Below are 20501 nucleotides of genomic sequence, written 5' to 3'. Positions count from 1 at the left end.
GGGGAAGCAGCGGACAGCCAGCATTTCAGCGGAAGCAAGCGCCTTGTCGCCTCCATCGTACTCAGTCGGTCAGGAGCGAAAAAATACTTGTATGGTGCGGTGAAACGGTCACACGATCCGATCGTACACATGCAATGCATATCAGGAGTCGAGAGATGGTCAGGAGTTTCAGCCGCGTGGCCTGACGACATCAAGATGAGGAAGCGCAGAAGGTCAATGGCGCGACTATCTGTAAGGTCAGTTATGCACTCACCTATGACATACTGGGTACCAAACTTCTTTCCGTATAGTGATCGGATAGCTGGACCTTAAATACCCGGAATACTTTTTCTAACACAGAAAACGGCAATATAATACAGATATGGGCGTGTGTTTCTCTATTATTTATGAATATTTATGTCACTCACTATCTCGGCGGCATAAATTCCAACGTAAGAAGCTGATGCAGAAGACGACCTTCTTTTCCACTCTGTTATCACCACCGAACTCAGCACAGTAAACACCGACCAATTGTCAGCATCGTCATCTATAACCGAGCCCAAGATATTGAAAGCTGCTTTGGCCAGGCATGCCGCAGCAACAGCCGCCAGACGGGCAAATATAACATTTTCGTGAAATTGCGTATCGAAGATCCGGAGGAAGCTCTCTTGCCAGGAAATCTGAAATCATGCTTAAATAGAATTAAATAAGTATATGATTAAAACAAGTATATATAGGTGTTTGCGTTGTCTATACCAGAATGGAACATGGCCGGTGTTGTGCCACCAATTAGACCTGGTGCAGATCCAAGGGGAAAAGACCGCTCACCCTATAGAGTTTCATTAATTGATTTCGTGGATCGGTTTTGTTTGAGCGCCGATCGCTCGGTGATCCTTCGAGGATTAATCGACTTGCGCGCTGGCCTACATTCAATTGGAGTAACCCAAGGCTTCCAGTGGATCGACGGGAGTTTTCTTGAGCACATAGAGGATGTAGAAGCTCGGTCTCCAAATGACGTGGACGTTGTGACTTACGCCTTTTTGCCTGCGGGTCAGACTCAGGTGTCGTTCTTACCAACCCTGCAACCATATCTTGATCGTAAGCGGGTGAAGACTACCTACAAGGTTGATCACATCGTAAGGATTCTCCCTCACGTTGATATCCGTGATGTGTGCTATTGGTACAGTCTATGGTCCCATCGTCGTGATGGAATGTGGAAAGGTTATGTAGAGGTTGATTTAGCACCCACTGACGACACACATGCTGCAGGTCTCTTAGCGGCCAAGATAGGCGCGGGGTTTCAGTCATGATTATCAGGAGAAAGGATTCTCTTTTATCTGAGATAGGGGAAGTCGAGGAAATTCTCGGAAGAATTCCTAGTGAGAATGTAATTGACCGCTTCGGCTTAGAGGCGCGACTGAAAGAACTTAATCTCGAATTGGAGAGACTTCCGGATCATATCCAGGAGGCCGAGAAGCTCTCGCTAACTTTTCGAGGAGAGCCAGTACGGGGAAGTAGTGCCATCTCTGCTGATTTTGCTGGTAACGCGTCCTCAGCTTTTGTAGATGCATTTTCCGCAGTCGTCGCAGGACTTAAAGGAGCTTTAAAATATTCCGGTCCCATACCCGACAAAGAAAGTTCACCTTTAATGATAACTGGTATGGCTACCGGTTCTTATGGTTTTGAGATGGAGCTACCACCCTCGCAAGGTGAATTGTTTAGAGAGGACGCCAATGTTGGGAAAGCCGTTGAAATTATAAAAGATTTACTGCGGGTTTCAGCAAAAGGCAGTGATGACGATATTTTAGACATTGTAGAGGAAATTCACCCAAGAGCGGTACGTAAGGTCGCGGATTTTCTTTCTATAGTTTCCAAAAAAGGAGCATGGTGCGGGCTCGAATTTCGAGGTAGCTACTTTAAGTTTAGTAGTCTTGATGAAATCAGAATTTCTGAAGAGAGGCTGCGTCAAGAGAATATCTCAGAAAATGAAGAAGTTTATTTCGGAGAATTCCAAGGATTTCTGCCTCAAGGACGAAATTTTGAATTTGTCGTATCGGATGGTTCTGAAATTATACGTGGTCGACTAGGCCCGGATATCGAGGACCCAGATGTCTTGAACCGAGAATGGCTGCATCAACCAACAAGGGTAAAATTCAACGTAATTCAAGTTGGACAAAGTCGTCCGCGCTTTATGCTTCTGTCTCTTAATGACCTCGGCTCACGATAAACGTCATATTTAGGCTTGGTCTGGGTCTATAATTAGATCGGACCAAGCCGATAGAAATGGCGACGTCCTGAATCTTCATAAATGCGCTTCAACCGGATTCTTTACCGCCAGATTTTCTGCGGGTGCGGAACTGGCCTCAACAGCCTGCCCAAGAGAAGGCGAGGGCTGCAACGACGAAGGTGGCTCCGCCCAGGGATCGGGCAAATCGAAGTCATCCGCCCCGATTTCGCCGGCCCGCTCCATGAGCGCGTTGTATTTGTCTTCACGAAGACCCGCGGTCCCCTGTTCATGCAATTTACGAATAACAAGATAAGGATTTAAGATCAGCGCGTAGCTCATCGCACCGGATGGCCCGCCAGCCACCTCTATGAAACCCAGGTCATCCAGTGCTTTCATCTTCGAACGCCAGGTTCGTTCGCCCCTCTGGCCGTCAAAGCCGGCATGGAATGCTATCTCTTTTGGCTTCGATAAAGTGACAAATCCTTCGTCGAAAGCACGCCCCCACAATTCAAGATATGCCATGGCAACCGGGGTTCCGGCGAGGTCGTCCATAATCGAGAGGATTAGCGGCATCGTTCGTGGAATTGTAGTGAAGCCATTATGGTGCTGGCGACGCCAGATGTAGCTCTCAGTGATGTTGGGCCACAACCGCTGGCGTAGTTCCATTTGCCGTTGTGCAATCTTCTTACGAGGCTTCTTCACCGCGGGCATCGCTGCCAAATTGATCTCAACCATGAGGTCCTCCAGAATTCAGGGGTGACCGGGTGTGGACGCCGGCCTAGTCAATCGCCGTTTGGCTGTCTGCTGAGCGTCGGGGATGGAAGCCGCACCGCAGATTTATTTGACTTCATGAAGTATGGATCATTAATCCATATTTTTCAATGACTTAGATGGCGCCACTCAATCGTCAGAGTGCCACTACACGACAACTCGTATATTGAGATACCCGATATGTTGTCAACTCGCTCTTCAAATCGGCGTTGGAGATTTTTATTTAATAAGTTAACACAGATGGATAGATGGAAATTGCGGTGATCGCGGTGCTCTGTGATCGCGATGCTCGTGGGTGTTCGTTGGTGCTCGGCCCACACCACCCCTACCCCGGCATTTTTTTCCTGCCCGCGAATAGGCGATTTTAGAGCGTGGGCGTGGGCGAGCGCGGACGAGACCAATCCTTACGCTGCAAAGGGAACGTCGATGGGTCTGGCTCCCGGAGAACTGTCATCAGCCAGCACCCCTCGATTATCATTGAGCATCCAATACAGGGGATCACACCGCGATCAGAGGTCGATGCATCCTGAAGACGGGTAACGTAAAAAGACCGCGCGATGACTAAATTCCGATCCCCCGGTTGCGGGTAAAGCTCCAGTCAATCCCGCCATCGCCACGCGCAACCCCGGACACATGCCGTTCACGCTGCTTCTCCAGCGAGGGTGTCCAGGGCACAAGCTGGAACTGGAGCCCGTCATCGATCATCGCATAGCGGCCGGAGGCCAACGTCATGCGTTGACGATACGTGCCGGAGACATACTCGCCCGAAGCAGACTGGCTGAACGTCCGGCCTGTCTCGCCGGCGAGCCGCTCTCCGACGTCCCGGACCTCGCGGTCCCTGAGTGTCCCGATCAGGTTGCGCGCAAGGACCACCCCCTGCGTCCGGCGCTCGGCAAGACCCTGCTCAATCAGTTGCTCGGCCCGCCGCTCCATCGCCTCGCGCACCTCGGCGCCGAAGCCACTCTGGCCTAGGATCGCCGGATCCCGCGCCACTGCCTGCCGGTCGAGCCAGGTAGCCCCGCGCGCCGCCACCTGATCCTCAATCGACAGGTCGGAGCGGACAGCCAGTGCGACGCGACGCTGCCCCTTCCTGTCGTCGAAGACGCGAAGCTCCACGACCGATCCCATGCCGCCATCACCGGTCGCGTCGAGATCGGGAAAACGGATATGATGCGTGCGACCGTCCACACCGTCGATGACGGCATAGGCCGTGCCTTTCAGCTCGTCGTCCAGCCCCCGATCGACCAGCCTACCGACGACAGGGACGTCGAGGCTTTCACCCGCCAGCACATAGTTCGACGTGCTTCGCTCGATGCCGCGCTCGGTCAGGGAGCGGTGGATACGCTTGATGATGTCGCCGCGTTCGCCCAGTTCGCGCAGCGTCGCTTCGGCGGACTCATCCAGCATCCATTGTCCCTGTCCGACCTGATGGGCGAGACCGAGCCCCTCCAGGTGGCGCAGGCGCCCGACCTTCAGAGCCTCAAACGGGTCAGGTTGCCGATCCGGCGCTGGCGCCATGTCGATGATGCCGTTGCGGCCCCCGTCGCGGACGAGTTGCCGGTCAAGCTGGGTCCAGTGCTCGGCGTCGACCTGACGTTCGAGGGCACGATGGATTTCGACGTCATTACGCAGCCCAAGTTCCTGCGTCACGAGATCCTGGGCGCGGGCGCGCAGGCCCTCGCGGATGTAATCGCGGGAGATGACGAGATCGCTGCCATCCTCGGCCACGCCCCGCACAAGGATATGGACATGGGGATGCTGGGTGTTCCAGTGATCCAGCCCCACCCAGTCCAGTTTCGTGCCGAGGTCTTTTTCCATCTGCCCGACCAGTTCGCGGGCATAGCCCTTGAGGTCGGCCATGTCGGGCGCGTCTTCGGGCGAGACGATGAAACGGAAATGGTGGCGGTCGTCCTCGCAGCGCTCGGCGAACGCCTTCGGGTCAGCATCGTCGATGCAGGGACCGAAAAGCCGCGCCTTCTCGCCGTCCTTCGTCACACCCTCCCGGCGGAGGTAACGCAAATGGGCGGCAAGTGGCGCCTTGCGCCCGCTGTGGCGCACGACACGAGCCTTGACGGTCACGCGGCGGGCACGGCTGGTCAGCAGGCGATTGGCCCTGGCTGCCGCGACACGGCCACGCCCAAAGGGCGAGCGGGAACCGCCGCCGCTGCGGCCCGATCGGAACCCACCGCCTCCGCCGCGCTGGGCCGAGGCGAGGGCCTGGGCGACGAAGGGCTTGAGCCGCTGGGCGCGCGGCGAGCGGATGCGGCCCAGACGGGGCTGAAAATCATCCTCGCGCGCCATTGGTGCCCCCAATGTGCGAAAAAGGCAGGTGCAACAAGGAAAAGCAGGGTCGGCGAACATTGCTAGATAGGGAGAAACGTTGTGTAGGAAAGGAAAAAGCGCAGGAAAACCAACACCCCAACCGAGGCGCAATGTGCGCCCTTTTATCTCGCCTCTCCTTTGCCCAGACCCGGTGCGCCCCCTGATCCCTGCTACGATCTCTCATGAGAAACGCTGGACCACGCCGGACCACGATGATGCGCTGATCTGCGACCGGCTGCGAATGGGCGGCAAGGAGAGGCGGATTCGGCATGGTCATGGTGCCGGCTCCCTGTCAGAAACCGTCACGAACAGGCCAGCGGAGTGCGGCGCGACGGACGACAGATCGCGTGCGGTGATGTTGGCAGACGCATCGTTCACGAGTGCGATAAAGATCGGCGCGCGCCTCCATGCCAGGGGATCGGGACGCGCCGCCGGAAGGGGTATTGCGTCACCGTTCTGGCCGAGAAGAGGCAGAAGACCGGCGACATAGGCGAGCGTTTCGGGCGGCAGCGGACGATGCCGATCGCGGAAGTCCTCGTAGCGTCCCGGTCCGGCATTATAGGCTGCGAGAAACCCCGGTGAGCCGTAGCGATCGTGCATCTCGCGCAGGTACGCAGCACCCGCGAGAATGTTGTCATGCACATCGAACGGATCGCTGCCCAATCCATAGCGGACACGCAGGTCGGCCCAGGTCGCGGGCATAATCTGCATGAGTCCGAGCGCGCTTTTCGACGAAATCGCGCCGGTGTCGCCACCGCTCTCGGCGCTCAGCACCGCCCGTATCCAGGCGGTTGGAACGTCGAAACGGCGGACCGCCTCAGCGATCTGGGCAGCAAAAGGATCGGTGCCCGCGAGAGTCGAAACCGATGCCGCTCGTGTCTGGCGAGCGGCAGCCGATACGCCGATCGCAATGATACCGACGGCGAGGAAGAACGCACGTCGCATCGTCTCAATCCCCCCGGCCCACACGCTTTGACGGGCGCGTCCAGTTCAGCACCCAGACCGCGCGATCATCGCCGGCACGGAAGAGATTCGCCCGGATCGGCTGCGCAAAGGCGGGATCGTCGAGTGCTATGGCGACGTATTCACCGGCCCTCTCGCCGGTCCGTTTCCAGCCTGCGCCGACCTCCGGGCCATCGGCATCGGTGAGATGGACGCGATAATCCGGCGCATGTTCAGCGTCGGAATAATCGGCCGGAACGAGGATAAGATCCTGCGCCACAGTGAGGGTGCGAATGCGCCCGGCAAAGCCGGCTTTGGTGCGGGTGAAAAGACCGATCTGTGCCATCTCATTGCTCTTTCGCGGATGGATTGGAGGACGACGGGACGGCCCGTCCGCTCTGTGCTGGAAGCCAGAGAGGGGTCGCGCGGCCGATGACGGTTGAGAACGGCAGCGCGCCGAAATATCGACCATCGAGACTGTGTGGCTCGACCGGGTTCATGACGAAGACCTGGCCGGAATCGAGACGGCGGCAGCCCTGCCAGATCGGCAGCGGACGGCCACGGTGATCGACGGATTGCGCGTCGCCAGCGAATTTTCCGTCGATGGTGATGTGCGCGCCGGTACGGCAAACGGACTGTCCCGTGAGAGCTGCTATAGGCTTGAGCAGCGGCACGCCGAGAGGGAGGTAGCCGCGCGTCGCCAGCAGCATCGCCGCGCGACCGGGCAGACGGAGAGCGACCAGATCGCCGACATGCGGCGAAAGGTCCGTGTGCAGCCGATAAAGCCCGATGGGCACGCTCGCCGTTTCGTTCCAGATCAGCCGGGGCATAGGATGCACGGCCAGTGAAATGCCCACGCCGAGCACCGCGAAATAGGTGGCGAAGAACCAGCCACGCCGGGTCATGACGTCACCTGTCGCCGCTTGAGCCAGGCCGTGTGCTGCTCGCGCGTGTAATTGCGGGGCTCATGTCCGGCAGTGATGCGATGGTGCAGATGCCGCCAGTATTCGGGCGCCGCATCCGCCGGGTCGATACCCAGCGCCTCAATGGCGTTGATCGCCCGGAGCACACGCTCGACCCTCGGCCAGCTATCGACACGCAGCAGGATTTCGCCGCCCGGACGCACGAAGGGCAGGGTCTGGAACGGGCTTCCAGCCTCCACCGCCCGCACGATGTCCACGCGCGAGACCGTGGTTCCCAGATCGTCCGACGCCCAGCGGACGAAGGCAAAGATGCTGCCCGGCGCGAAGCTGGAAATGCGCCGACCACCATCAAGGATCTGCTCGTCGGCGCGGTGGCCGAAGCGCAGCCAGTGCTCGATACGCTTCTCGATCCAGGTCAATTCGACATGGGTGAGCGACGCCGCACGCCGGTGCGGCGGCGCAGGAAGTCGTCCGTTCATGGCACGTCTCCAGGGTTATCGGGGAACTCACGAGCCAGCAGCGCGCGCAGCATGTCGGCGACCGTCATGCCGCGTTGGAATGCCGCGACCTTGAGCCGCGCGCGCAGCGCCGGCGTGACGTCGATGGTCAGCCGGGCGGTGAAGCGGTTGGCAGCCGGAGGCTTGTCCGGCGCCCTGACCCAGCGCTCCGGGTCGGCGGGGCGCGACGCGAAGCCGGGCAGTGTACGCCGCCCTGTCATGGCGAAACTCCTTCGCCGAGCGGCAGCACGGAGGCGATGCGGTCGCGCGCCTTCTGCGCCATGACAGGATCGATCTCGCAGCCGACATAGCGCCGGCCGTTCAGCCGGCAGGCGACGCCAGCAGCCCCCGAGCCGGCGAACCAGTCGCCCACCAGGCCACCCGGCGGGCAGCTCGTGCGGATCAGGATCTCCAGCAATGCCACCGGCTTCTCGGTCGGATGGATGGCCCGGCCATGCGCATTGCGGACCGGAATCACGGACCGCATCACGCGCGGGCCGCCATCCTCGCTGACATAATGACCGGCATCGATCTGTCCCATATGCGGCGGTTGGTGTTTCCGCCGTACCGTGCGCGCCCGCGCGTCGAGAGTGGTGGGAACCACGTTGTAGACGGCACGCCAGGGCGTATCGTCGCGATAGAACTGGACGATCAGTTCATGCACGCGGCGGAACCGATCAGCATGGAAGCTGGAGCCGTTCTGCTTCTCCCAGACCAGTTCCTGGGCATATTTCCAGCCCGCATTCCGAAATGCCGCGTTGGATGCAAGGAAACTCCGCAGGGAGCCGAAAACCCAGAGCGAGCCGCTGGGTTTCAGGGCAGCGAGCGCCTTGCCGGGCCAGTCCGCTATGTGCCGGTCCCAGGCGAGCGACGTATCGCCATAGGGCGGGTCGACCAGGATCATGTCGTAAGGGCCGTGCCAGGGCATCAGGAGGGCGCTGTCGCCGGTCAGCACGGTCATGGCACCAGCCCCCCGATCTCGGCCGTCAAAGCGGCGATTTCACGGGCGGCGATCCCCTGCGGGCGCAGGTCGCAGACCAGACGGCCGGTGCGCGCAGCGTCGGCGAAAGCGACCCGCTGGCCGATCCGTGCTGACAGCGCCCCCGGCTCATGCCCCACCAGCGCCAGCCCGGTCTCGCGGGCGATGACCGTGCGCGCGGCGCAACGGTTGAGCACGAAGCGGGCCAGCAGGCCGGGACGGAAAAGGCGTGCTTCCGCCAGCAGCCGCAGCATCTCGGCCGAGGCCCAGCCGTCGAACGGCGAAGGCTGGGCCGGGATGATTACGAGATCGGCGGCCAGCAGGGCCGAGCGCAACAAGGACGCCACGCGCGGAGGACCGTCGATGACGACGTGATCCACCCCCTGAGCCAGTTGCGGCGCCTCGTGGTGCAGCGTGTCGCGTGCCAACCCGATCACGCCGAACAGCCGGGGTAGTCCCTCCCGCACCCGCTGTGCTGACCAGTCCAGCGCCGAGCCCTGCGGGTCGGCGTCGATGACCGTCACGCGCCGGCCTTCCCGAGCCCATTGACCCGCGAGATGCAGCGCCAGCGTCGTCTTGCCGACGCCGCCCTTCTGGTTGAGGAAGGCCACGATCATGGCCCGTCTCTGCGTGCTTTTGGGCCGGAAGCGGAGGGGGCAAAGCCGTTATCCGCAAGGCGGCCCGCCCCATCAAGATAAGAGTTAGATTCTAAGTTAGATAAGTTAAGGGCCGGAATCGCCGTTTCGGGCCAGAGACTTAGCTGCGATTCGTGCGTGCGAAGTCCCGATAGTCCTGCGTGTGATGTCCCGATAGGGGTTGCGTGTGAAGTCCCGATACCATCCACATGGTTATCCACAGATCCTGTGGATAAGTTGGCCGGCAGGATGCGGAGCAGTTCGTGGGTGCCGTCACGCTCGATGCCCAGGCGATAGCCGGGCAATGACTGGCGCGCGGCGACACGCCGGACCTGGATGGCGAAATCCGAGACACGCACGAGACTGCCGGATTTCTCATGCAGATGGGCGATCTCGAAGGTCCAGCCCGCACGCTGCCGCCCGGCATGTTTGCGGGCGACGCGATAGAGCCAGCGTTCGATGCCGCCGGTCAGGCGGAAATAGGCCGGGTCGATGGCCAGCACGAGCGAGCGGTCGATCACGCCGCGATAGAACCATTCGGGAATGACGATCTCGACACCGGCGGCGCGGCCCGTCTGGCTGGCACAGATCTCCCATTCGGTGATCCAGGAGAACTGCTGACGGCGCCAGTTCTGGCCGTTGCGGATCGTGGTGGCGACCACGGTGGACTGGAGCCGGGCCAGTGCTGCCTTGAGCAGCCCGTAATCCCGCGCCCCGGTCTGACGCCCGATACCGCTCAGGAGCTGATAGGGCGTGAAACGCAGGAAGCGCGACGTCGTAAGACCAAGATTTTCCGCCTCGACGATCTGGCTGGCCGCCCAGATCAGCACGTCGGCATCCCAGATCGTTGCCATGCCGTGCTCGGGCATGCCGAGGACTTCGACACGGACGTCGCCGGCCTCGTACAGGATCGGCACCGTGCGCTTTGTCTTGGCGAGCGAGAAGAACGGCCGTTCCATCAGGTCGCGCTGATCGCGCGGGCTGGCATCCCCGCCGGAGACCACGAACGGGTGAAGCCTGCTGCGTTCGCTGGCAGGCCGGGAACGCCGCATGTCCGGCGCGGTATTCATCGTGGGTCGTGGCCGACGGCACGCGCCGCATCGTAATTGGGATCGGAGGTGGATTTGCACGCACCGGCGGTGGCCCAGACGTCGAGATCGTCGATCCGATAGACAACGCGACCACCGAGCTTGCGGAATGTCGGTCCTGTGCCGTGGCAACGATATTTTTCCAGCGTTCGCGGGGAAAGTCCGAGAATCTGCGCGGCTTCATGAGTGCGCAGGTAGCGCGCCGGCGACGGCGCGGGTCTGTCGAGCATGGTACGCCTCCATCTGGTTTCGAAGCGCCGCAGGGATGGTGCGGCGGATCAGGAAGACGGTGGCGGAGAAAGCGGGGGCTGGGGGTGGACGAAGATTTTTCGGACTCAGTGTCCACCTTCGGCAGACCATGACGCGCGCGGGCGTTACCGTGCGCAGCCGGACGTGGAACAGTGTTGGGAACATGGGGAGGAGGAGCGCAGAAGAGCGAAAAGCGAGCGACACTATCTGCCGCGTAGAAAATCCAGGTAACCACCGCTCACCCGGTTCTCGGCGTCATGAATCAGCCGATCCGCAAAGCGACGCGCCGCAGTGTTCTTCCACTCGACGGACGGGAACGTGGCCTGCCACGAACGGCCTGTCGCGATGGCGATGTCACGCTGGCTGCCGCCGGCTTCCTGGATGTCGAAGGCGAGCAGAAGCTGGATCTGCCGCGCACGCTGGAGCGGCGTGAGTTGGAGAGCGCGCGGAAGCAGGGCGACGCGGTGACTGCGCAGCCGACGGAGAAAGCGCAGCGCCACGTCGAGGCGCAATTCGGCGGCGGCGTCCATCGGTAGCAGCACAGCGGGTCGGCTTGCGGCCGAGGGGTCCAGAAGCCGAAGAAAGAGGTCGCCGACCGCATCGCTGATTGTCAGCCACCCGCCCTCCGCGTCGTCGTGACGGGCGAGGATTGTCCCCAGCGTGGCGGGTTCGATCGGGGTCACCGTCGCGAAGCCCGAAGAGGCCGGCGTGAGAATCAGCGTGGCCGGCGAAACCTCGGGCCTCCAGACCATCCGGCCGCGTCGGGCGGGTTCATCCGGAGCATGGACAAAAACACAACCCCCAGCGTTCGGCGAACGCCGCGCGCTCGGCGGCCGCGTCCGTCGCCCGGCGGGCGATGCGTCGTTGCAGGCGGGCATAGTCGCGACGATAGGCTGCGTTACGGCGCAGGAATTCGACGGCGAAACCGGAGCGGTCCAGACCATTGATATGTTCGCGTAGCTCCGGTGAACGCCAGAAGGATGTCGGCATGGAAGCCTCCCTGTCTGGCCCCTCATGCGGCAAAGGGGGAGTTTCCATCAGCCAGATCACGGGCGGGAGTGGCTAGACCCTGATTTTTTATCGGGGAGAGTATCGTGGAGGGCTGGCGCGTGGGCCGGCGAAGCCCGCCTATTGGAGGCGGGGCTCCAGCAAATGCTGATAGCCAGCCTCGGTCATCCAGCGCGCCCGTGCCAGATGACTGTCGTGGACGGCTCTGGCGCGCTCCGGTTCGCGCGCAGGATCGAGCCCGAACAACACCTCGACCACTTCGCGCCAGTCAGCACCTTCCTCTTCGGCGATCAGCAAACGCAGATAGAGTTCGAGATGCTGCTCATCATAGGGATTCACACGCGCTGTCACGGGCGGATGATCCTGGAAGGGCAGGTCGGTCATGGCGGTCCTTCGTGATACCGCTGCTGGATCGGTTCGATAACAAATTCACGACATGACGGCCGCTCGACGGTTCCACGCTGACATGAAAAACAGCGCAGGAACGAACGTAACGGTTGCACGGGTTTCGCCGATCAGGACGGAGCGCGCCCACGATGGCCCGCATTCTGTCGCGTCTGGGACTCGGAAGTCTCGTGAAGAAACATGACGCCGCGCCCTTGTCCGGACTCGATGAACAGGATGCCCGCCGCTTCCAGCGCGCGGTGGACCTGGTCGATCGTGCCCTCATGGACACCGAGCCCGCGCTCGGATTCGAGACGCTTCAGCGCGGTCAATGCTACAAGGGCCTTTTCAGCGAGCCGTTCCTGCGTCCAGTTCAGGAGTGCCCGTGCTGCCCGTACCTGTCGGCCAGTGATCATCCACGATCACATCCGACACGCAGGGCATACACACCAGAAATACGACTATAATAGTCGCATTTGAGAGATTCAACATCGTTCTTTCAGGGTGATGGCGAAGAGAATTCGGCGTCCGGCATCTGACGGGACAGCCGGCGAGCCATCAGTACGGGTGACCAGACGAAAAGACCCCCGCTCTATGCGGGAGCCTCATCATCCTGGCACTTCGCTGCGAATTTCGCACGTGCCAGCGTCAGTTCGCGCTCGATCTGAGCACGCTCACGGCGGCTGAGTGTGTAGTTGGTGAGTTCGGCGTGCAGCATCTGAATCTGGTCGTGCAACGTGGTCATCGTCCTGCTCCTTTCGTTTGTCGAAGACAGGCCGTCGCCTCATGCGCGCGTGAATCGGGTCAAGGATCGCCGCAGGCGACCGCCCCGGCGGCGCGCGGGGGAGCCGATTTTGTCTGGTGTGCCCGTAGGGTGCGCCGGACAAAATTGGGGGGACCGCGCGTCCTTGAGACGGTTCACGCCGGGCATGGTACAATGGGAAGGCTGAGGGAAGCCCTGTTCCCTTCCTTGCCCACACATCGGCAGATCGGGGGTAGCGCGACTGCTGCGTCCGCCGGCTCGCGATCGGTCATGCGAAGGCCCCGCCCGGACCGGCCGGGCGGGGGGTCGCAGGCACCTCAGTCGCCGTTTCGGCGACCATTGGGGCGGGACCAGATCAGGCTGTAGCCCTCGCCGTCCTCGTCATCGAAAAGGTTGGCGAAGATTGGGGCGTTGAAGCTCGGATCGTCGAGCTTGAGGCTCAGATAGTCGCGTCCCTCGTTGGAGCGCCGGGACCAGGCCGCTCCGATCTCCACCCTGCCGACGAAGACGCGGTGGCTGGGGGCGTTCTCGTTCAGGCGCGCGGTCTCGGGGGCGATGCGGACGTTGGGGGTCTGGAGCGAGAGGGTGACGATCTCGCCGTTATACCCGTTGCCGACTTTCTTGAAGGTGCCGATGGTGGCCATGATACTGCTCCGTGATCTCTGTTATCGAGCCCGCACCATTGCGGCCTCGATGGCGATCGGACAGACGGAGGCGAGCGGCGGCGCATCCCGCAGGGACCGAAGCGCAGCGGAGGACGGCGGGACGGAATTTTCTTGCTTCGCGAGGAATGACGGCGCAGCCGGCAGGGGAAGAAAATTATGGACCGCTGTTGCGCCCTGGCCGATCGAGGCGTAGCCGGCCTTCGGCTAGATCAGCCATCTTGAGAGGCGGCATGCGTGCGGGGCCTGACAGAACACTCATCACGGAGACTATGGCAACCCGCGCCTCACGCAAGTGTCGGCCAGGAAGGGGAAGGCATCGTCCTGCCCTGCTTCCGACCCTGCACACGCGCCGTTCCGGGGCTGCGTTTCGCGCGGACACGCCCTTGCTTCCGGGATTCCACCGGCTGGTGCTGACAGGAAGCGCCGGACTTCCATGCTCCGCGAAAGAGCGCCTTCAGCCAACAGCGCTGCAACCAGGGCCTCATCGCCCGCTCCTGCCTTACCCTCCTGACAGCGAGGCGGCCAGACGCGGAGGAGCCCGATCCGGTGCCGCCTCGACGGTTGCCAGAGCGGTGTCAGACCCGCGCGATATTGCCGCCGGACGGTCCGGGTGGGGCCACGGTTGTAAAGCGGATGAAAGCGGTGACGCCCACCGCGATCGCGCCGATGACAGAGAAAAAGAGCTGCCACGCTGGAGACGGCATCAGCATCTGGGCGATCCCATGTGTCGTGCTGTAGCCCATGATGACGGCGGGCACCGTATAGAGCAGAACGATCAGCAGCTTGAGCCACATCCACGGCACCAAGGCGAAGGCGACCTGGCCAATAACGAAGGTTGCAGCGGCCGCGACGAAACCGACGATGATCCCGCCGACAACACCAGCACCGGCACCATACGCCCAGAACCCGGCCATCAGACCCATGGCGCAGGGTAGGGCGAAGACTGCCACAGTGAAGAACAACCAGCACAGGAAGCCAATGCCGACGACGAGCAGGAAGGGAGCAAGGATGAACATGGCGGTGGTTTCCGTGCAATCGACGATGTCGGACGGTTGCGCCTGCCACCACCACCACGGCGCACGCCGCATCATAGCGAAAAGGATGTGTCGACGGAACGAAAATCCGCGCGGCTCACGTCCCGCCGATGACGCCATCATCGAACCTATAACGGTGGTACGCGGACGTTGCGGTCAATCAGGTCGAGCGTTATTGCCCTCCCTCGGTATCCGGCGGCGCTGCGAAGAATCTTGCGATCCATAGCACCTGGTGCTACATAGCAGGCCATGACCAATGCCGAGCCATCCCAGCGGGCATTCAAGACCGCCTGGTTCGCCAGGGCGGCCCGGAAAGCTCGCATCAAAGACGATGAACTCTGCGAAGCGATCCATGAGGTCATGAAGGGTCAGGCCGTCGATCTCGGTGGTGGCGTCTTCAAGAAACGCCTGAACAAGAACCTGCATCGCAGCATCATTCTTGCGAAAGGCGGCCAATACTGGATCTACGCCTATCTGTTCGCGAAGAAGGACCGGGCCAATATCGATAGCGATGAACTGGAAGATTTCCGGACCCTCGCCAAAGCATACGCCGTGCTGACCGGGGACCAGGTCGAACGGCTTTTGAAGGATCGGGACCTGACGGAGATATGCCATGGCGATGAAGAGAAAAAATAGCTTCCGGAGCGACATTTCCGAGGCCATTCATTCCGGGGCGGTGATGCTGCACAAGGTCGGGGCGCTCGATAAGGCAACGATGCGCGATTTTGATGCGCGCCATCTGGTGGTACCCCCTGCGATCGAGCCGATCGAGATCAAGCGTCTCCGCGAGGCGAACAATGTCAGCCAGCCGGTCTTCGCGCGGTATCTGAACACGAGCGAAAGCACGGTCGAGAAGTGGGAGAGCGGCGCCAAACGGCCGAGCGGGATGGCGCTCAAGCTGTTGAGCGTCATCCAGAAGCACGGTCTTGAGGTTCTTGCTTGAGACGCCGTCTGGTGGGGAAGGAGAGAGCGCTTACGCGCCGCCTCCGAACCGCAGGACCGGGATACCGAGACGCTTCGCCTTGTCGGCCAGATTCTCCTGAATGCCCGTGCCGGGAAAGACGATGACGCCGATCGGCATGGTGTCGAGCATGGCATCGTTACGACGGAAGGGCGCTGCCTTGGCATGCTTCGTCCAGTCCGGCTTGAAGGCGATCTGCACGATCTCGCGGTGATCGGCCCAGCGAGACGCGACGAACTCCGCGCCCCTGGGCGAGCCGCCGTGGAGCAGCACCATGTCGGGATGCTTGGCACGGACCTTGTCCAGCCGGTCCCAGATCAGGATATGGTCCTCGAAGTCCAGGCCACCGGTCACGACCACCTTGGGGCCGGGCGGGACCAGCAATTCGCCCTCGGCGCGGCGCCGGGCGTTGAGGAAGTCCCGGCTGTCGATCATGGAGGCCGTCATGGTGCGGCGTGACACCAGCGAGCCGGTCTTCGGACGCCACGCGCTCAGGGTCAGGCGCTCGAACTGCTCGTGCGCCTCGTCGCGGAAGATCTCGTAGGCGTTGCGGCGCTCGATCAGGGTCAGCCCTTCGGCGATCAGCCGCTCCAGTTCCACCGAGCGGATCTCGCTGCCGTCCTGTTCCTGCTGACTGCGCTTCTGCACCTGCTCGTTGCGGTCCAGCTCACGTTCGACCTGGCCAACCATGCGGTGGAAGATGTTGACAGCGGACCAAAGCAGCGCCTCGAGGTCGGGTTCCAGCCGCGTGTCGGTCAGCGTCGCAGCGATGGCGTCGAAGATATCGGCCACCGCGCCCCCGATGCGTTGAGCGTCCGGCAGCGGCCTTGGATCGGGCTCGTCCGCGAAGGGACGGTAGCCATACATCTGGAGTTCGGCCAGCACGTGGGCGGTGGATGAAGCGGCGTGCGGCGGTTCGAAATCGTCGGTGCGGGTCATGTTTTTGCCCTCCCAGGTCTCCGGCCGCGCCCTTCGCGGCCTTTCCGGGGGCGGGTAGCGGCAGACCAGGGCCGGGCCGGAACCGCGCGCTCGTGCGCGGCCGCAGCGCAGCGAAGGATGGCAGGGGGCCGGCTATTTTGCTTCGCGATGTAAAGCGCCCCCAAAGGGGCGCGACGGAAAATAGCCGGTCCCCGCCATTGAAGGCCCGGCCCGGCTGACGCCCGCTCCCCTCTCGAAAGGCCGGGGCACGGCCTCGCAGGACGGGGGAACGACAGGCCCGCCGACAGAAGACGCGAACCGCCCGCCCCTCTTTCCGGCCCGCTCAGGTGCCGGCGGCCTCCAGAAACCGTGCCACGTCCGATGGGGCGAGTTGCGGATGCAGGATCGCCCGCAGCGCCCCGCGTCCGAGAGCACGGAGATCATCGTTGAAATCGCCAAGCCGCGGCGACAGGCCGACCAGCTCAATTCCGGCGTCCTCCGCGCGGGCATGCAGCGTCGCCAGCGCCTGATCCCCGGCCGGGTCGTCATCTCGCAGGACGTAGAGACGGCGCAGCAGTGGCGGAAAGATCAGGGCGGCGAGATGCGCCGAGGACAGGCAGGCGGCCAGCGGCAGATCGGGCAGCACCTGCCGCAGCGACAGGACGGTCTCGATGCCTTCCCCGGCAGCGAGCACGTCGGCTGTTACCCCGAAGCGCACGGCATGGCCGAGCAGACCGCCCAGGGCACGGCGCGGGTGATCAACCGGCGCCTTCCCGCGCCCGTCCGCCGCCAGCCAGGTGCGATGCACGCCGGTCAGAATGCCGTCGAGGTCGGTGACTGCGGCGATCATCGCGGGCCAGGTCTGGGTGGGGCTGTCCTCGTCCGGGCGATAGTAGCAATGCGGATGGAAGCGCAGCGCGCCGGCTCCGTGCAAAATCGTAATGTCGCGTCTACGGAGATACGCTTCTACGGACGTGCCCGCGATCGGCCCGGACATGGCCCAGAGCCGACGCGCCGCTTCGGAAGAACTGGCGGGGCCGCGTTCCTGCGCGGGACGATCCCTTGAAGAAGGTGCCGGATCGGGATGCGGCAGGCTGAGGAAGGCGCGCGCCTCGTCGGCCACGTCACGGAAATCCACCAGACCGAGGGTTTCGCGGATCACGTCGAGCAGGTCGCCATGCTCGCCCGCCTGCGCGTCCGTCCATTTTCCCGCCCTGCCGTTGGCGGTGTCGTGGAGCCGGACGAACAGCGACCGGCCGGGCGCATTACGCACGTCACCGACCAGCCAGTAATTGCCGTGGCGGCGACCGGCGGACAGATACCGCCGGCACACGGCCTCCGCGTTTTCCGCCAGACGGCGGGCGAGATCGCCGGCATCATGCGAGGCCATTACCCCTGCCCTCCTGTTTCGGGATCGCCTCCGTCGAGGACGATCGCCAGCCAGCGATCGGTGGTCATCCACGAAATCGTCTTGCGCCGGCCAAGGTCAAGCAGATGCGCGCCACCGCTGAAGGCACCGATCCTGGGAAGTGAGGCTGTATTGGCCCACTGGAACCCCCATCGGCCCCGCAACCGAAATGTTCGCGCACAGCGTAGCACGAATTCCACCACCTGCTGCGGATCGCCGGTCGTCTCATCGTGCATCCAGAGTTTCGTGCCGCCGTATTCAGGCACGATCGACAGGACAAAACCGTCAGAGGGCGGATCTTCTGCCGCCAGTTCGTCCATGAATTCATTGTAGAGATCGAGTGCCTTTGCGGCATTGTCCACCGTGCCCACATCGAGCACGCAGGAAAAATGCGTGAAGAAATCAGCCATCGGAAGAACTCCCGAAACGAAAAAGCCCGGCACAGTGGCCGGGCTCGTAAAAACGTATTGGCGGAAAGACAGAAAAGCGGCTTTCAGGAAGCACGCTCCATCAGCCTGCTGGCCTTCTCCTCCAGATCGAGCCGCGTATCCTGGTTGGCCCTGGTGCGCGCCAGCGCCGTGATCCCCTGCACGAAATCGAACACGCTCTCGGGCTTGCGCCCTTCCTCGTTCAAAACCGTTTCGATGATCTTCGCGGTTTCCGGTTTCGAGAACCCACGCCGACGCAGGAAGGCTTCACGATCCTCATCGCTCCTGGCCACCAGCGCCCGACGCGAGGCCTGAATACCGGAGACGAACGAGGCCGGGCTGGCCGAGGCGAAGTTGCGCAGCGCTGGTGTCGCCTGATGCACGAAACGGGATGCTGCGAACTTGCTATGCCGGATCGTGATCTGTTCGAAATTTTCCACGCCCCACAAAAGGCGGTTTTGACACACCCCGCGCAGGTAGAAGGAGGCAATGCCGAGGCTCTTGCTGCCGACCTCGCTGTTCCAGGCATAGAAGCCCCGGAAATAGAGATCGGGGTCGCCATTGGGCAGGCGTCCGGCCTCAATGGGATGCGTATCGTCGACCAGAAACAGGAAGACATCGCGATCTGACGCATACAGCGTGGTCGTTTCCTTGGTGATATCGACATAGGGATTATGGGTCATGGTGGCCCAGTCGATCACACCCGGCACCTTCCAGTTGGTATCGCCCGTGCCGTCACCGGCGATCTTCCGCACCGCTCCGACCAGTTCATGATCCCAGATACGGCCGTAATCGGGACCGGTCACGGCGCGCAGTTCCACCCGCCGGTCCTCGGTCTCCAGCGTCTTGACCAGTTCGGCGCGGTGCGACAGCAGCCCGTGCTGGAGATTGATCGCCGCCAGCGGTGCCGGCAGGTCGCGCAGATAGGAAGACGGGGCACCGACCAGGCTGCAAAGCTGTCCGAAGGACCAGTGCGTCGGCGCGACCAGTTCGGCCTGGCCCGGCACAGCCAGCGTCAGGCGCTCGGCATTGTCGCGACTCGCCTCCACGCGAATGGCGCGGCTCTCGACAGTGCGGGCCGTGGCCCGATCCGCCCGCGCCAGCGTCGCGGCATGCAGCTCGAACAGGGATAGGTAACGCTCATCATCGGGGCGCGAGAACCATTCGGACGATACGCGGGCGCTGCGTTCGCCGCGCGACGGATCGATGCGGAATCCGGTACGGGCAGAAGACATAATCGAAGCGGACATGGGAACTCTCCTCTCTTGCCGGACATTCGGCATCAGAGGCGAAGCCTCCCTCTCACTCTCTTTCCCGGCGGATCGACATAAAAAAAGGCGGCCCCCGTTCCCCATGAGCCGCCCGATGTCATGGTCAGATATGGCAATCGACAACAGCGATACGCGTGTCGCCGGGCAGACCAAGGATCAGATCACGGATTCTGCTCGCCCATGTTGCGTTATCGAGCTCGTCGACCGCTATGCCGAACCAGCTCATCCTGCCCTTCTCGATCCATTCGCCCTCATGCAGCAAGGCGAACGGCAGCCAGCTCTGGCGAGCCCGATCGGCAGCATACTCTTCCGGCTTGCGGGAAAGCATCGCGGCGATACCTTCCGGTGAAGTATCCCAGCCCCATAATTGCGCGTCAAAAAGCCCCTGACGCAGTTCTGAGAGGCCTTTCTGTTCCCAATATCGCGTCCGGGCCTCGTCGATATTTCCCGCCTTGCGCTGCATCTCTATCCGGATATCCTCCCAACTCCGTATGGCGTGGAGGTCGTCGAAGGACATGGTCTTCTGGACGATCTCGCGCGTCTGCTGCCATCGGCTCATCGCCGCATCACATGCCTGGCGCTCCATCGCCCCGAAGTCGATATCTCCTCGACGGGCTTCATCGACCAGGATCCGCCCCTCTGGCGACCGATGGATGGCCTGATAGTCAGGCGCCGCCTCCTGCCGGATCATCAGTTCGCCGGACCACCGACCACCGATCTCGTACCAGTCCCATTTGGCATCGGGATTTTCGAAATAGCCGTAGTGACCGGTATCACGATGGCGCCGATAGCCGAAGAACTCCCTGACGAAGCGATCGAACGTCCTGAAGCGTTCCTTGTGCGGCACACCGTTCTGGTCGACCTCTTCCCAGCGGGCCACGCATTCGTCGTGGCAATCACAAAATGTCAGATATTCGGGCGGACAATCGCCCATATTGTTTTCCTGGAACGGCGCGAGTTGCTCTTCAATATCCTCACCCGTCACGAACACATTGAAATGCGACATCGGATTTCTCCATTGTTGGAGACGCGCGAGACCGCGACCCGCG

At 61.9% G+C, this 20501-nt stretch carries 28 protein-coding genes; 5 read left to right on the top strand and 23 right to left on the bottom strand.

Going from position 1 to position 20501, the window contains the following annotated elements:
* Nucleotides 1-746: 746 nt before the first annotated feature.
* Complete coding sequence (locus G442_RS26550; RefSeq protein ID WP_371863406.1) at nt 747-1289, top strand: DUF6932 family protein; 543 nt, start codon at nt 747-749, stop codon at nt 1287-1289.
* Complete coding sequence (locus tag G442_RS24325) at nt 1286-2206, top strand: hypothetical protein (protein WP_084440439.1); 921 nt, start codon at nt 1286-1288, stop codon at nt 2204-2206. Before G442_RS26550 ends, G442_RS24325 begins: the two co-directional genes overlap by 4 nt.
* Before the next feature lie 75 nt (nt 2207-2281).
* Here G442_RS24325 and G442_RS21445 read toward each other — a convergent pair whose 3' ends face one another.
* Together G442_RS21445 and G442_RS0108355 are read right to left on the bottom strand one after the other, a co-directional pair.
* A complete protein-coding gene (locus G442_RS21445) occupies nt 2282-2941 on the bottom strand; it encodes a hypothetical protein (protein WP_051292098.1) in 660 nt (219 codons plus the stop codon).
* Nucleotides 2942-3538: 597 nt separating this feature from the next.
* Complete coding sequence (locus G442_RS0108355) at nt 3539-4972, bottom strand: relaxase/mobilization nuclease domain-containing protein (protein ID WP_246789368.1); 1434 nt, start codon at nt 4970-4972, stop codon at nt 3539-3541.
* A 24-nt stretch (nt 4973-4996) separates the two neighbouring features.
* Between G442_RS0108355 and G442_RS26135 the strand changes: the two genes are divergently transcribed.
* Nucleotides 4997-5344, top strand: a complete 348-nt coding sequence (locus tag G442_RS26135; RefSeq protein WP_246789367.1) for a hypothetical protein — start codon at nt 4997-4999, stop codon at nt 5342-5344.
* 228 nt (nt 5345-5572) lie between these two features.
* On the opposite strand, the gene G442_RS0108350 is transcribed toward G442_RS26135, so the two are convergent.
* From G442_RS0108350 to G442_RS0108270, 16 genes are all read right to left on the bottom strand, one after another.
* Nucleotides 5573-6244, bottom strand: coding sequence for a lytic transglycosylase domain-containing protein (locus tag G442_RS0108350; protein WP_026397634.1), 672 nt, complete (start codon nt 6242-6244; stop codon nt 5573-5575).
* Between the two features lie 4 nt (nt 6245-6248).
* Nucleotides 6249-6587, bottom strand: a complete 339-nt coding sequence (locus tag G442_RS0108345; protein ID WP_026397633.1) for a DUF736 domain-containing protein — start codon at nt 6585-6587, stop codon at nt 6249-6251.
* A 1-nt stretch (nt 6588) separates the two neighbouring features.
* Nucleotides 6589-7146: a S26 family signal peptidase gene (locus G442_RS0108340; protein ID WP_026397632.1), complete on the bottom strand. Its 558-nt coding sequence runs from the start codon at nt 7144-7146 to the stop codon at nt 6589-6591.
* Nucleotides 7143-7643, bottom strand: coding sequence for a DUF2840 domain-containing protein (locus tag G442_RS0108335; RefSeq protein ID WP_026397631.1), 501 nt, complete (start codon nt 7641-7643; stop codon nt 7143-7145). The genes G442_RS0108340 and G442_RS0108335 overlap by 4 nt, the downstream gene beginning before the upstream one ends.
* Nucleotides 7640-7882 (bottom strand): ribbon-helix-helix protein, encoded by a 243-nt coding sequence (locus tag G442_RS0108330; protein WP_026397630.1) that lies wholly within the window; start codon nt 7880-7882, stop codon nt 7640-7642. Before G442_RS0108330 ends, G442_RS0108335 begins: the two co-directional genes overlap by 4 nt.
* Nucleotides 7879-8622, bottom strand: a complete 744-nt coding sequence (locus G442_RS0108325; RefSeq protein WP_026397629.1) for a DNA-methyltransferase — start codon at nt 8620-8622, stop codon at nt 7879-7881. Before G442_RS0108325 ends, G442_RS0108330 begins: the two co-directional genes overlap by 4 nt.
* Nucleotides 8619-9257, bottom strand: coding sequence for a ParA family partition ATPase (gene parA, locus G442_RS0108320; RefSeq protein ID WP_026397628.1), 639 nt, complete (start codon nt 9255-9257; stop codon nt 8619-8621). Before parA ends, G442_RS0108325 begins: the two co-directional genes overlap by 4 nt.
* Nucleotides 9254-10345 carry a replication initiator protein A gene (locus G442_RS0108315; protein WP_026397627.1) on the bottom strand — a complete coding sequence of 364 codons (1092 nt, stop codon included), beginning with the start codon at nt 10343-10345 and terminating at the stop codon, nt 9254-9256. Before G442_RS0108315 ends, parA begins: the two co-directional genes overlap by 4 nt.
* Nucleotides 10342-10593, bottom strand: coding sequence for a helix-turn-helix transcriptional regulator (locus G442_RS0108310; protein WP_026397626.1), 252 nt, complete (start codon nt 10591-10593; stop codon nt 10342-10344). The genes G442_RS0108315 and G442_RS0108310 overlap by 4 nt, the downstream gene beginning before the upstream one ends.
* Nucleotides 10594-10815: 222 nt before the next feature.
* On the bottom strand, nt 10816-11364 hold the full coding sequence (locus G442_RS0108305; RefSeq protein WP_051292097.1) for a DUF2285 domain-containing protein: 549 nt from the start codon (nt 11362-11364) through the stop codon (nt 10816-10818).
* Between the two features lie 19 nt (nt 11365-11383).
* Nucleotides 11384-11602 (bottom strand): transcriptional regulator domain-containing protein, encoded by a 219-nt coding sequence (locus tag G442_RS0108300; protein ID WP_026397624.1) that lies wholly within the window; start codon nt 11600-11602, stop codon nt 11384-11386.
* Nucleotides 11603-11740: 138 nt separating this feature from the next.
* Entirely contained in the window at nt 11741-12004 is a 264-nt protein-coding gene (locus G442_RS0108295) for a DNA -binding domain-containing protein (RefSeq protein ID WP_026397623.1), read from the bottom strand.
* Between the two features lie 131 nt (nt 12005-12135).
* The gene (locus G442_RS0108290) at nt 12136-12420 is read right to left on the bottom strand and encodes a helix-turn-helix domain-containing protein (RefSeq protein WP_026397622.1); all 285 of its coding nucleotides are present in this window, start codon (nt 12418-12420) and stop codon (nt 12136-12138) included.
* A 176-nt stretch (nt 12421-12596) separates the two neighbouring features.
* Nucleotides 12597-12749 (bottom strand): hypothetical protein, encoded by a 153-nt coding sequence (locus G442_RS25740; RefSeq protein ID WP_169720793.1) that lies wholly within the window; start codon nt 12747-12749, stop codon nt 12597-12599.
* Between the two features lie 335 nt (nt 12750-13084).
* On the bottom strand, nt 13085-13411 hold the full coding sequence (locus G442_RS0108280; RefSeq protein WP_026397621.1) for a DUF736 domain-containing protein: 327 nt from the start codon (nt 13409-13411) through the stop codon (nt 13085-13087).
* Nucleotides 13412-14007: 596 nt separating this feature from the next.
* The gene (locus tag G442_RS0108270) at nt 14008-14448 is read right to left on the bottom strand and encodes a hypothetical protein (protein ID WP_026397619.1); all 441 of its coding nucleotides are present in this window, start codon (nt 14446-14448) and stop codon (nt 14008-14010) included.
* Between the two features lie 267 nt (nt 14449-14715).
* On the opposite strand from G442_RS0108270, the gene G442_RS0108265 reads away from it, so the two are divergent.
* On the top strand, nt 14716-15102 hold the full coding sequence (locus G442_RS0108265) for a type II toxin-antitoxin system RelE/ParE family toxin (RefSeq protein WP_026397618.1): 387 nt from the start codon (nt 14716-14718) through the stop codon (nt 15100-15102).
* Nucleotides 15080-15409, top strand: coding sequence for a helix-turn-helix domain-containing protein (locus G442_RS0108260; protein WP_371863407.1), 330 nt, complete (start codon nt 15080-15082; stop codon nt 15407-15409). The genes G442_RS0108265 and G442_RS0108260 overlap by 23 nt, the downstream gene beginning before the upstream one ends.
* A gap of 30 nt (nt 15410-15439) precedes the next feature.
* Here the strand turns inward: G442_RS0108260 and G442_RS0108255 are convergent, their stop codons facing one another.
* From G442_RS0108255 to G442_RS0108235, 5 genes are all read right to left on the bottom strand, one after another.
* Nucleotides 15440-16366, bottom strand: coding sequence for a DUF2493 domain-containing protein (locus tag G442_RS0108255; RefSeq protein WP_026397616.1), 927 nt, complete (start codon nt 16364-16366; stop codon nt 15440-15442).
* 322 nt (nt 16367-16688) lie between these two features.
* On the bottom strand, nt 16689-17735 hold the full coding sequence (locus G442_RS0108250; protein WP_026397615.1) for a DUF7146 domain-containing protein: 1047 nt from the start codon (nt 17733-17735) through the stop codon (nt 16689-16691).
* On the bottom strand, nt 17735-18163 hold the full coding sequence (locus G442_RS0108245; protein WP_026397614.1) for a hypothetical protein: 429 nt from the start codon (nt 18161-18163) through the stop codon (nt 17735-17737). Before G442_RS0108245 ends, G442_RS0108250 begins: the two co-directional genes overlap by 1 nt.
* Before the next feature lie 83 nt (nt 18164-18246).
* Entirely contained in the window at nt 18247-19431 is a 1185-nt protein-coding gene (locus G442_RS0108240) for a hypothetical protein (protein ID WP_026397613.1), read from the bottom strand.
* Nucleotides 19432-19555: 124 nt separating this feature from the next.
* Nucleotides 19556-20458 carry a hypothetical protein gene (locus G442_RS0108235; RefSeq protein WP_026397612.1) on the bottom strand — a complete coding sequence of 301 codons (903 nt, stop codon included), beginning with the start codon at nt 20456-20458 and terminating at the stop codon, nt 19556-19558.
* Nucleotides 20459-20501: the final 43 nt, after the last annotated feature.

It is taken from the genome of Acetobacter nitrogenifigens DSM 23921 = NBRC 105050 (genome assembly GCF_000429165.1).
In the GTDB taxonomy this organism is placed as follows: Bacteria; Pseudomonadota; Alphaproteobacteria; order Acetobacterales; family Acetobacteraceae; genus Acetobacter; species Acetobacter nitrogenifigens.
This window is presented reverse-complemented; position numbering and strand designations above follow the sequence as displayed.